Genomic DNA, 12790 nt, shown 5'->3' on the forward strand with positions numbered 1-12790 from the left:
GTTTATAGAATAGATATTAATTTAGAGTCAGCTTTTTTGGCGTTAGTTGATATACGAGTTTTTGATATATCACATCAATCACTGTGCTGTCATGTATCATTTCAGAGTGGCAAGTTAACAAAATGTAATGCATCTTAAAAAAACATAGTTAACGCCGTTAATATCATAGCCTCGACAATTCAGTAGCGCTGCCTTGACTGGGCCTGACTGCAAAGCAGGCCGGATACCAAGTTTGTCTGCATAGACGGGATTCGCGATCGATGTCGCAATTGCTGCCGCAATCTGAGCGCCAGACGAGTCACCTACTAACATCATACAGTTCGTATTTTGTTGAAGATAGGCGATCGCAAATCAGTACTGCCAATTATAAACAAATCTAAATATCTGCCTCAGTTTTAGATAAAACTTTTATATTCGTAGGTATCTTCATTTGGATGAGATGAATTATTGATTTCGGATTATGGAGGGTCTAACAAAAGTTCTGGAATCAGGTCACGCTCGAAATTGATATTTTATATTGATTCAGGCAACAATTAACTATAGGAATCCGCTTTGATTATTGAATTTATCTGTGTAGGTAGGCAACAGGGAACAAATGAGACTGCGCAGATTTGTTCAGAAATCAAATATTAGTCCTATAGTTGAAGAGGTAAGGATATAGCTGCTACCTCTTGGAGACATTTAATGGACGTACTGATGCCTTCGAAGTTGTCCTCTTTTTACTACGATTTCCAACAGATAGATGTTATCAGAAAGAGGAATGTTATATTACCTAAATAATAGGGAATCCTAGATTTAAGAACCAAACAAATCTATTAGTCAGTTAGATAGGATGAACTTTCAACAACAAGGCATTCAATCCAGCAACAATTTTTCTGTAAACCAAGCGCTAAAAGTTGATGAAGTCAGTATAAATGGTCAAGAAATTGCACATCAATTAGCAGAACCAGATTTGAAACAGTTGCAAGATAAAATTTTATTACTTATAGAACGTAATCCTTTACCTTTAATTGAGTGGAATACAGCGTTTCAAGTAATACAATGGAATCCGGCTGCTGAACAACTATTTGGATACAGCAAAAGTGAAGTACTCGGTTGTCAGGTACCAGAAATAATTGTGCCAGAAAGTGAGAGATTACAAGTCATCAAAAGAATGGAGTTATTAATTGAAGAGAAAGTGGGAGGTAATAATCTCAGTAAGAACTTGACAAAACATGGAAGAGTGATTATTTGTGATTGGTGTCACACTCCTATAACTAACGTTGATGGCAAGGTAATTAGTATTGTTTCAACAGTGCAGGATATTACAAAAGTAAAATCTTTTGAAAACGCTCTGCGCGAAAACGAAAAGACCTATCAGCAAATTCTTGATGCAATTACAGATATGGTGCTGGTTAAAGGTGCTAAATCTCGAATTATTTGGGCAAATAAGGCATTCCGTGATTATTACGGTATGAATGAGGAACAGCTTCAAAATATGATTGATGCACCCTTCAACGAAGTAGATCATACCCTGCAATATATCAAAGATGATGCTTACGTATTTGAAAGTGGACAGACCCTAGAAATTCCCCAAGAGCCAGTAACTCGGTACGATGGCGAAGTACGCCTATTCCATACAATCAAATCTGCTATTCGTAACGAATTAGGTCAAACGATCATGACTGTTGGTGTATCTCGTGATATTAGCGAGCATAAACAAGCCGAGAAAGAACAGGCGAAGTTGTTGGCAATTCTAGAAGCAGCACCAGACTTTATCAGCACTGCTGACTTAACTGGGCGGGTTCTTTACTTTAATAAAGCAGCTCGCAAAATATTAGAACTGGGGGAAAAAGAATCTTTTCAGGAGAGAAATTTGTGCCAAAATCATCCGAAATGGGCAAATGATATTATCCATAATCAAGGATTACCAGAATCAGTTCGAGTCGGTGATTGGGTTGGGGAAACGGCTCTTTTAAAAGCAGATGGACGAGAAATTCCCATATCCCAACTGATTATTGCTCACAAATCACCTGATGGAAAAGTTGAATATTTCTCGACGATCGCCAGGGATATCAGCGAACTCAAAACTGCGGAAGAAACTTTACGGCAAAAAGCGGAAGATTTAGAGTGCGCTCTTAAAGAACTCCAAAGCACCCAAGCTCATTTGCTACAAAGCGAAAAAATGTCTTCTATTGGTCAATTGGTTGCTGGAGTTGCTCACGAAATCAATAATCCTACGAGCTTCATCTACAGCAATATTCAGCCTGCTAACGAATACATTAACGATTTGCTGCTTTTGATTGAGCTTTACCAAGAACATTATCCGAATCCCGTCAAGGTTATTCAAGAACAGATAGAAGCCATTGATCTAGAATTTTTAATGGCGGATTTGCCCAAGTTACTCTCGTCAATGAAAATGGGGGCAGATAGAATTAAACAAATCGTTCTTTCATTACGAAATTTCTCCCGTATGGATGAAGCGGAATGTAAAGCCGTGGATATTCACTTAGGGATTGATAGTACTTTAGTAATTCTAGAACATCGCCTCAAGGCACAACATAACCGTCCAGCAATTGAAATCATTAAGGAATATGGCAAGCTACCTTTAGTAGAATGCTATGCAGGGCAGCTAAATCAAGTTTTTATGAACATTCTGGTTAATGCTTTAGATGCATTAGAACAACGGGATGCAAAGCGGTCTATTGAACAGATGCAAGAAGCACCCAGTACTATCAATATTTTTACTCAATTATCTCCTCATGGGAAGGTCATGATTCGGTTTGTTGATAATGGAGTAGGAATACCAGAGAATGTACTAAAAAGATTGTTTGACCCTTTCTTTACAACTAAGCCAGTAGGGATAGGTACAGGGTTAGGGTTATCAATTAGCTATCAGATTGTAGTAGAGAAGCATAAAGGAAAACTTACGTGTTTATCAATACCAGAACAAGGAACTGAGTTTCAAATTGAGATACCTATTAGCTTGCCTTTAGGAGACTAAGAAGACGATAATTCAACGAATATGCTCTAATGGTAAATTAAAGCAGATGGAATTCTGCGATCGCTCTCTTAAAATTTTTGTTTTCATGTCCTGGCTGGCTAAGTTTAATTAAAGCAAAACGCTGTAAGGGTGTTAAAGCTGCCCAATTTTGCTGTGTCAAGGTTACACCTATTTCTTGAGCTTTTTCCTGAAGGCTAGCTGGTACAGTGGCAGAGTCTAGCCATGCAGGATAAGACTCAATGGGCAATTTTGTCGCTGGTGTACCTGTGCGTTGTAGAATTAATTGCTCGATATGCTGGCGGTAAGACTGAATTTCCGTTTCTGTAGTGCAAGGTAATTCGACTAAAGCTTGACGCTCGGCTGTAGTCATTTGATTCCAGTCAGGCAATTTTAACTTGATGCCACAGGTATCTAATTTACAACGCACCTGCATGGGGATGCAACGCAGAGAATCAACAAAGTCTGCTTCAAATTCAAAGAAATCTGTCATTGTTCGACAACCCCAAAGTTGATGGGGGAGTATGGGGAATAGGGAATAGGGAATGAAAAAAGTGGCAAGTTTTGTGGTGGGGTATAAATCACCATTACGAATTATGAATTACTTCAACTTGCATCTTTGGAATTACTGAAACGAATTATCAAATAACTAATTGATAAGGCAAGAATAGCTACACCTAGACCAATTATATCAATACCTCCAATTTTTTCTAAGTCAAGAATAATAATTTTTCTGGCAACAGCAATTAAAGAAGTGACAATCACTAATTCAACTTGAAAAACGTGTCTTCTTAAATAGGCTGTAATATTTTCTAGGATTTCTAAGGCAATTAAAATATTTAAAAATAAACCGAAAACCTTATACAGCGTTGTGTTAAACTTACCATAAGGTATTGTAAATAATTCTTTAAAAATAAAAACTCCTAAATCTGCGATCGCTACCAAAATTACGACCACCATAAAAATAGATAGAATTTTAGAAACTAGCACTTCTATGTTTTCAATGATGTGCATGAAGTTCTCATCTTTGGTAGCTCCTAGAATTCGCCTCACTAGTTTTCTCATCTGCTGCACCCGATTCTAAAATAAAAGAAAATCCTATAGATAAATCTAGAGGATTAAAATAATTCGTAATTCGTAATGACGCTCCTGCGTCGCTAACGCTGCGCTAACGTAATTCGTAATTCAGTTTTGCAACTCTTAGACATATCAAAAAACTTACCATTCACGCTTGTCAAACCTCTTGTTACTAGAGATTGTGACCCCTTAGATATAGTAATTGGTAACAGTCCAAATTAGAGAGTTATAAAAAATGATAATAACTATTGACTATTAATTATTGACAAAATTACTTATTGCTGGTTATAAATTACCGCTTTAGAGCTACACTTTGCAGTTTACCATTGTGAGGACTGGAGTTGATAATCTTTGATGGTAACTTCCACCGAAATTGGTATCAACTGCACAGCACAGGCTTTTAATTCTGGTTGCAGTGAATCGGGGCACGATTCTGGATGGGTGAGGGCGTTGGCTTCAGCATTATCTGCCCACAGTGAACCCCAGTGCATAGGGACAAAGACTGTACCAGGTGCGATCGCTTTTGTTACTTTAGCAGGAAACTTGGCTTTACCCCGACGCGATCGCACTTCTACATCCATATTATCGACAATACCTAGCCGAGCAGCATCACGGGGATGAATTTCGATAAACGGTTCGGGATGCATTTTGCAAATTTTTTCAATTCGACCTGTGCGTGTCTGCGTATGCCAATGTCCGTAAAGTCGTCCATTAGTTAGCACAAACGGATAATCTGGGTCTGGCGGTTCTGCCAATCCCTTGGAGTAATATGCCCCAAATCGAGCGCGTCCATCAGGGGTGTGGAAGCGGAGATTGGTGTAGAGGCGTTTGGAGTTAGGAGTTAGGAGTGAGGAGTTAGGAGTTGAAGATTCTAATTCATAACTCCTCACTTTTAACTCATCACTTTTTTCTGGGTGAGGCCATTGAGTCGGGCCTTGTGTCTGTAATTGCGCGTGACTCAGACCTGTCATATCGCAGGGGCGATTTTTAGTTAGTTTGACAAACTCAGCATAAACTTCCGCAGAGTTAGCAAAGGCAAATTCTCTCTCAAAACCTAATCTACGTCCAACTTCGGCAAAAATTTCCCAATCGGCTTTAGCTTCTCTTGGCGGTTGGCGAAATGCTGAACACAGAGTTACTACGCGTTCAGAATTTGTCATCACGCCAGTTTTTTCACCCCACTGGGCTGCTGGTAATAGAACGTGAGCGTAGGCAGAGGTTTCTGTAGGATAATATGCGTCTTGGTAAATGGTGAAAGGCGATCGCAACAATGCCTTTTTAGTCCGCTCTAAATCTGGCATACTTACCGCAGGATTAGTAGCCGCAATCCACAATAACTCTACAGCGCCATTTTCCAACCCAGTAATCATATCCCAAGCAGTCAAACCAGGATTGGGCGAAATCTGTCCCGGCTTAAGTCCCCAAAACTCTTCAACTTCTGCACGGTGCTGAGGATTTTTCACCACCCGATAACCCGGTAATAAATGTGCCAAACCTCCGGTTTCCCTTCCTCCCATCGCGTTCGGTTGACCAGTGAGAGAAAAAGGGCCAGCTCCAGGTTTGCCAATCTGTCCAGTCATTAGGTGCAGGTTAATAATCGTTCTTACTTTAGCCGTCCCTTCTGAGGATTGATTCACACCCATTGACCACAAAGACAGTACGCGCTGCGATTCACCCCAATAGCGAGCTGCTGTTTCTAAATCTTCAATGCTGATTCCACATTGACGAGCCACTACTTCTGGCGGGTAATGGCGAATTACTTCAGCATAAGCCGGAAAGTTGCTGGTGCAGTCGTCCATGAACATCGTATCAATGTAGTTCCAGCGCATCAACAAGTGGGCGATGCCGTTCAATAAATCGATATCTGTACCGGGACGAATGGCTAAATGCAAATCAGCGGCTTCTGCGGTTGGTGTGCGACGGGGATCAACCACAATCATTTTGACTTTGCGGTTCTTTTTGTGATATTTTTCCAGCCGATTGAAAACGATGGGGTGACATTCGGCTGTATTAGTACCAATTAAAAATGCACAGTCGGTTAATTCTAAGTCTTCGTAACAGCATGGAGGCCCATCTGAGCCAAAACTTTGAATGTACCCAGCCACAGCACTAGACATACATAAGCGAGAGTTGGCATCAAAATTATTAGTACCTAGACAGCCTTTCATGAGTTTCTGGGCTATATAATAATCTTCAGTTTGGAACTGACCAGAACCATACATACATAAGGCTTCTGGCCCTTGTGTGAAGCGGATAGTTTGAATACGTTTGGTGATGAGATCAAAAGCTTCATCCCAACTAACGCGGCGAAACTCTTGATCTAATGAGTCTCGCACCATTGGGTAATGTAATCTATTTTTATCTAAAGATTCTGCGATCGTTGCACCTTTGACGCAAACCATACCCTGACTAGATGGGTGGGCTTTATCGCCGCGCACCCGCCAAGTTGGATTTCCTTGGCTATCTCGATTAGTTGCTTTGCCAAGTTGGGCTGGAGGTGAAACTTCTAAACCGCAGCCAACACCACAGTAGGGACAGAGAGTTTTGGTAAATTCACTCATGGCAGTTGTACCATTTTGTTATTTTGATTGTGCAACCTCAGATGTAGCGCCAGGTTGAGGGTTTGTAGTAAGCAGTGGAGGCTCAGATCCCCGACTTCTTGAAGAAGTCGGGGATCTTTTTGTTTACTGCAAGGATTGCTATAGTGAGTTTTCTATTTCATCCTTGAATTGATTATTCTTCAGTTAAGAAGATAGGGTTTTTCGTTGCGGTTTCTGGTAATTCACCCTCAAATGTAGCGGCAAAGGAACCTTTTGGTTCTTTGAGGAAGAAGGCACACATAAAAGCACAGACTAGTGCAGCTAAACCCATTGTGCTAAATAGTGTTGGAGCGTCGGTTAAGCTAAAAATTGTCAGGTAAACTACGCCGCCAAAATTACCGTAAGCTCCCACATTTCCAGCAATTTGTCCAGTGGCTTCTTTCTTAATTAGGGGGACGATGCTGTAGGTTGCACCGCAGCCAGCTTGGGCAAAGTAAGCGGCAAACATTGTGACTGCGATCGCTACTGGAATCGGCCAATTACCATTAATAAAATGTGCAATCAAATAACTAACACCGATGCCGGCACTGATAATTGTCATTGTCCATTTACGGGAGCTAAATTTATCAGAAATTAAGCCACCACTGGGACGAGAAACTAAATTTAAGAATGGATAGGTAGCAGCAATCATCCCAGCTACAACATGTTCTAAAGCAAAAGTTTTTTCAAAGAATGCTGGGAGCATGGAAACAACTGCTAGTTCGCTGCCAAAGTTAGTTATGTAAGTGAATTCGAGTAAAGCTACTTGACCAAATTGAAAGCGTTCAGATGGAGCGTAAGTTTTCTTGCCAATTAGAAGTTCTCGGTTTACCTGCCAAGCTTGGTAACTTTGGTAAGCAAACAATCCTGCTAATACTAACCAAGCCAGATACATTTGGCTTAAAGTTAGGAAGTGAATGTTCTTTTGTTCCAAGCGCCAAGCTAATAAACCTAGAGCGAAAATTAAACCAAAATTCGAGACAATCAGCGCCCAAAAGCTTTTAACACTGGTTACTTCTAGAGAACCATTTTTCTTAGGTTTTTTGTAGACTTTACCTGTGGGCGTATCTTGGACACTGTTGTAATAAATTACGCCATAGATGGCTGTAATTATCCCTGTAAGTGCGATCGCAAACCGCCAGTTAGAAGCACCACCAGCGAAAAAACTCGTAGAAACTGCAAGTATCGGCAAGGCAAACTCTGCGCCAAAAGCCCCAAAGTTTCCCCAACCTCCATAAATACCTTGAGCAATTCCCATCTCCTTCGGCTCGAACCATTCGGCCACCATGCGGATACCCACCACAAACCCAGATCCGACAATTCCCATCAGCAAACGACTGATGACTAGTTGATTAAAGTCTTGCGCTAGTGCTGTCGCCAAACAAGGAACTACCGCAAACATCAGCAGGATTGAGTAGGTGATTCTGGGACCAAAACGATCCAGAAGCATACCAATAATTAGCCGTGCAGGGATTGTGAGGGCGAGGTTACAGATGCCCAAAGTTTTGATTTGCTCAGGCGCTAAACTTAGCTCTTTGCCAATGGTTGTAGCGAAGGGAGCAAAGTTAAACCAACATACAAAGGTGAGAAAGAAAGCAAACCAAGTCTGATGTAAAATGCGGTAGCGATCGCTAAATGAAAATAAGTTTTTAAGCATTCCAATCTTTCTAATTGAATAAAATACGGTGAAGAGGTAGCCGAAGTTGAGCCTTTAAGGTCGAAGGTTAAGCCTTTAAGGTCGAGGGTTAAGTCTTTAAGGTCGAAGGTTGAGCCTTTAAGGTCGAAGGTTAAGTCTTGAAGGTCGAAGGTTGAGTTTTACCCAATGCCGAATACCCCTAATAAGTACTAGCAGTTACCAACTAGTAAGGCTTCTTGCTTGAGTTTTGCCCCAAACTTTTGGATGAGTAAGTCTTGCAATATTGGTTGCAAATCTTCGCATGGTATGCCTTTGATGATGCAAGTTCCCAAATGGGCATCTTTGCCAACTTTGCCGCCCATATATATATCAACACCTTCCAAGGTTTTGCCATTTTTACGAGTTTTAGTTCCCATCAAGCCGATGTCTGCAACTTGCGGTTGTCCGCAAGAGTTAGGGCAACCTGTCCAGTGAATTCGCACTGGTTTGGTAAAGGTTAACTCTTCTTCTAAGATTTTAATCATTGCCAGGGCGCGGTTTTTGGTTTCTATGAGGGCAAAGTTGCAAAATTGTGCGCCTGTGCAAGATACTAGCGATCGCGCCAGTAAACCAGGGTTAATCGAAAATCTTTCCAGCAACGTTTCTGTTAAAAATGTTGCTAAACGTGAGTCAGCAATATTGGGAATAACAATGTTTTGCTCAACTGTGAAACGGATTTCGCCAGTGCCGTAAACTTCTGCTAGACGAGCGATTTCAAACATATCTTCGGCATACAACCGACCGACAGGAATGTTCAAACCTGCGTAATTTAATCCTGCTTGTTTTTGTTTATATACCCCAATGTGGTCGCGTTTTTCCCAGTCGATCTCGTCTTTAGGTGCTGCGGGTAATAATGATTTACCCAAACGGCTTTCTACTTCTGCTCGAAACTTATCTAAACCCCATTCATCGATTAGCCACATCAAGCGCGATTTTTGCCGATTTGCACGTGGCCCATGATCGCGAAATACTTCCAAAACCGCTCTACACACAGCGACTACATCTTCAGGAGCCACCCAAGCATTTAGAGTAATCGCCGCTTCACAACGTTTAGCTGAGAAAAAGCCACCAACTATAACGTTAAACCCAAAAATTTTGTCGTGGGAATGGGCAGACGGGAAATTTTGCTCCCCTGCTTCCTTAAATGCTGGCACAAAAGCTAAATCGTTAATTTCAGCGTGAACCGAATTGTCTCGTCCACCTGCGATCGCAATATTAAACTTCCGTGGTAAGTTGCTAAATTCTGGGTTTCCTTCCCCTTTATTGGTGAGCATATCTTGAATTTGCTGTACTAGCTCTCGCGTGTCGTACAACTCATCTGCATCTAACCCCGCCACGGGATCGCCTGTGATATTGCGAACGTTATCCATCCCTGACTGAACGCTGGTTAAACCAACTGCGTGAAATCTATTAAAGATATCTGGTAAATCTTCAATCCTAATTCCCCGTAATTGAATATTCTGTCTGGTAGTAATATCAGCGCAACCATCATCACCGTAACGTTGCACTACTTGGGCCAAAACACGCATTTGGCTGCTTGTAAGAATACCGTTAGGCATCCGCAACCGCATCATAAACTTGCCTGGAGTAACTGGCCGAAAAAACACGCCTACCCATTTGAGTCGATGATCGCGATCTGTTTCGTTCATCGCCTCCCAACCCAGAGCGGCAAATTTCTCTATTTCACTTTTGATGGCAAGTCCATCTTTTTCTGCTTTTAATTTCTCAAACTTATTAAGGTTAGTGGTAGTTGCTATGTCTGTCATGAGGCTGAATCTCGTTGCAAATTACTGATATGATCGGGAACTGTGGTCGTAATTTCCCAATACCAATCAATCCGTAGTTACATCAGGTGCTGTATCTACGAGGGTTAGGGAATAAAAACTTAATATTTAACTACGGCTGATTATTTTTACTCAAGAACATTCCAACGCGAAACTTCAAATCCGTGGTTAGTTAAAGAAAAGTTGTGGCCATTTACATCTTGGGAATTTGTCAAGCAGGTTTAGATAATGTTCATGTAACAATTTCGATACTCATAACTTAAGATGATTTTTTTGTTAAAATCGTATAAATTGTTACGTTTTTTGGTACAATCTTCCAAAAACGCATGAATAATATGCATTTTTTACATTAAAGTCACTAAGGAACGATGTAGAACCCTTAATCAACGGTATTTGAGATGACTAAAGCAATTTTGGAGTGCCATAGATTAATCTCAAATCCAAAATTGAATGGCAGATGTTAGCTAAAACTTAGATATTATTTCAGCAGCTATGAAACGTCGTGACTTTATTAATTGGGTAGGTTTGGGTTTGATTGCGAGTTCTCTACCTGTAGCGATCGCAGCTTGTTCTTCTCAAACAACTCCAGTATCTAAAGATTGGCAAACAGTAGGTACGTTGGCAGATTTAGATAAAACAGGTCAATTGCTGGCAAAAGACTCACCTGCTGGGCCTGTGCTGGTAGTCGGAACATCTAAAGCCGGAACTCTAACTGCTGTTAACCCTACCTGTACTCACGCAGGTTGCACCGTAGCATGGAAAGCTGATGCCAAAAAATTCGCTTGTCCCTGTCATGGTTCAGAATTTGGGGCTGACGGTAAAGTGCAAAAAGGCCCAGCGACAGAAGCGCTCAAAACTTATGCCGCCAAAATTGAGGGTAATTCGGTTGTAGTTAAGCCAACTTAGAAGATGTTTTAAAAGTGGTCAGATGTAATTTTAGGTACTTCTAGATCCCCCCTAACCCCCCTTCAAAAGGGGAGAACCCGGAATAAAAGTCCCCCTTTTTAAGGGGGATTTAGGGGGATCTAAAACGTTTTGTTACCGACCAAAGAACTTTTAAAACATCCTCTTAGTGGAGGCAGGGATGTAAGGGACAGAAGATAATAATTAAAGCAAGATATTGTGAGTAACATCAAACAGCTTTTGGTACAAGCCGAGGCAGCACATAATGCCGCTGATTGGTCATCACTAATTCAATATTTGCAACAGTTAATTTTAGGGACAGACTCGGAACATCCAGAGATAGTTAAAAATCGAGAATATCTCCTGAAATTAACACTTTCCATCTTAGAAATGGGGGATTTTCAACAACGCTGGGAAATCACCAAAGTATTGACTAACTTAGGAAATATTGCCATCCCACCTCTCGTTGAAATATTAGAAGATGAAGACGCAGAAGAAGAATTGCGCTGGTATGCAGCAAGGACTTTGGGCGAATTTAAACACCCAGAAGCGATCGCGTCAATAGTTGAATTGTTGAAAAATGATGAGGATGAAGAACTCAAAGCGATCGCAGCTACAGCACTAGCACAAATGGGTACTGTTGCCATTGCTTCACTAACTGAACTTCTATTAGACGAAAATACACGATTGTTAGCAGTGCGATCGCTTTGTTGTATTCGGCAACCAGAAACGATCGCTCCGCTGTTAAGTGTAGTGCAAGATCCACAAGCAGCAATCCGCGCCGCCGCAATTGAAGCCCTCAGCAGTTTTCATGACGAACGCGTACCGCCAGTATTGTTAAAAGCTTTGGATGATCCCGCCGCCACAGTGAGGCGTGCAGCAGTACTTGGTTTAGGTTTTCGTCCCGACTTACATCAAGCATTAGATTTAATAACGAGACTGCAACCCAAACTTTACGACTTTAACCTTGATGTTTGTTGTGCAGCCGCAGTGACCCTTTCTCGCATAGGTAGTGATGATGCTGCTAAACACTTATTTGATTTGCTGATTTCACCTCAGACACCGATAACGCTGCAATTAGAAACCATCCGCGCTTTAAGTTGGGTGGGGACGTTATCGAGTTTGGAATATTTGCAAACAGCACTGAATCAAAGTACATCAGAAACAGTGTGGCAAGAAATTGTCATAGTTTTGGGACGAGTCCAAAAACCGCAGTTAACTACACCATCTGCGGAAATCTTACTGCAAATACTGCGATCGCCACATCCGGCCACAGAGATTGTTAGCATCAAAAGTGCGATCGCTTTGTCTTTAGGACAGTTAGGCGAAATGCAAGCAATTGAACCATTGATTTCGCTGTTAGGCGATTCTAATGCATCGGTGAGACTACATGCGATCGCCGCCCTGAAAAATCTGGATGAGAAAGCCACACATCAACAATTGCAGCAGTTAGCAAATAATGACGCAATCACACCAGATTTAAAACAAGGAATCGCGATCGCTTTAGCCGAATGGTAAATTTCAGTGTCAACTTTTAATCGCGTAGCGTCTCGTTAGCGTAGTCACTGAGCGGAGTCGTACCCCTCCGGGGAAGCAAGCTACGCGCAGGGTCTGTCTGCGACACGCTGCGCGTTCGCGTAAGCGTCCCGCAGGGAACGTAGAGAAGTGCAGCCTTTCGTAGAGAAGAGAGGATTAAAATCCTTGCTACAAACCTTTAATTATTTATGCCATCCTACTGAACTGACAATAAAAGGGGAAAGGGTAAAGGGGAAGGGGAAAAGGGATGAATAGG

General features: G+C 41.5%; 9 protein-coding genes. 3 read left to right on the top strand and 6 right to left on the bottom strand.

Translation table 11 applies throughout. The features are described 5' to 3' along the window. Positions 1 to 114: 114 nt before the first annotated feature. Entirely contained in the window at positions 115 to 315 is a 201-nt protein-coding gene (locus RMX69_RS19235) for a hypothetical protein (RefSeq protein WP_322638407.1), read from the bottom strand. 517 nt (positions 316 to 832) lie between these two features. Here RMX69_RS19235 and RMX69_RS19240 point away from each other — a divergent pair. Further along, entirely contained in the window at positions 833 to 2983 is a 2151-nt protein-coding gene (locus RMX69_RS19240) for a PAS domain S-box protein (RefSeq protein WP_322638408.1), read from the top strand. 37 nt (positions 2984 to 3020) lie between these two features. Here RMX69_RS19240 and RMX69_RS19245 read toward each other — a convergent pair whose 3' ends face one another. The 5 genes from RMX69_RS19245 to RMX69_RS19265 form a co-directional block, all read right to left on the bottom strand. Further along, the gene (locus tag RMX69_RS19245) at positions 3021 to 3473 is read right to left on the bottom strand and encodes a nitrate reductase associated protein (RefSeq protein WP_322638409.1); all 453 of its coding nucleotides are present in this window, start codon (positions 3471 to 3473) and stop codon (positions 3021 to 3023) included. Between the two features lie 113 nt (positions 3474 to 3586). Further along, the gene (locus tag RMX69_RS19250; protein ID WP_322638410.1) at positions 3587 to 4045 is read right to left on the bottom strand and encodes a phosphate-starvation-inducible PsiE family protein; all 459 of its coding nucleotides are present in this window, start codon (positions 4043 to 4045) and stop codon (positions 3587 to 3589) included. A gap of 332 nt (positions 4046 to 4377) precedes the next feature. Further along, entirely contained in the window at positions 4378 to 6618 is a 2241-nt protein-coding gene (locus tag RMX69_RS19255) for a nitrate reductase (RefSeq protein WP_322638411.1), read from the bottom strand. Positions 6619 to 6790: 172 nt separating this feature from the next. Next, a complete protein-coding gene (locus RMX69_RS19260) occupies positions 6791 to 8293 on the bottom strand; it encodes a NarK family nitrate/nitrite MFS transporter (protein ID WP_289797987.1) in 1503 nt (500 codons plus the stop codon). Positions 8294 to 8481: 188 nt separating this feature from the next. Then, positions 8482 to 10077, bottom strand: coding sequence for a ferredoxin--nitrite reductase (locus RMX69_RS19265; RefSeq protein ID WP_322638412.1), 1596 nt, complete (start codon positions 10075 to 10077; stop codon positions 8482 to 8484). A 510-nt stretch (positions 10078 to 10587) separates the two neighbouring features. Between RMX69_RS19265 and RMX69_RS19270 the strand changes: the two genes are divergently transcribed. Beyond that, the gene (locus tag RMX69_RS19270; RefSeq protein WP_289797985.1) at positions 10588 to 11001 is read left to right on the top strand and encodes a ubiquinol-cytochrome c reductase iron-sulfur subunit; all 414 of its coding nucleotides are present in this window, start codon (positions 10588 to 10590) and stop codon (positions 10999 to 11001) included. Between the two features lie 213 nt (positions 11002 to 11214). Further along, positions 11215 to 12516 carry a HEAT repeat domain-containing protein gene (locus tag RMX69_RS19275; protein WP_322638437.1) on the top strand — a complete coding sequence of 434 codons (1302 nt, stop codon included), beginning with the start codon at positions 11215 to 11217 and terminating at the stop codon, positions 12514 to 12516. The last annotated feature ends 274 nt before the right edge of the window (positions 12517 to 12790 follow it).

It is taken from the genome of Nostoc sp. EspVER01 (assembly GCF_034530635.1).
In the GTDB taxonomy this organism is placed as follows: Bacteria; Cyanobacteriota; Cyanobacteriia; order Cyanobacteriales; family Nostocaceae; genus Nostoc.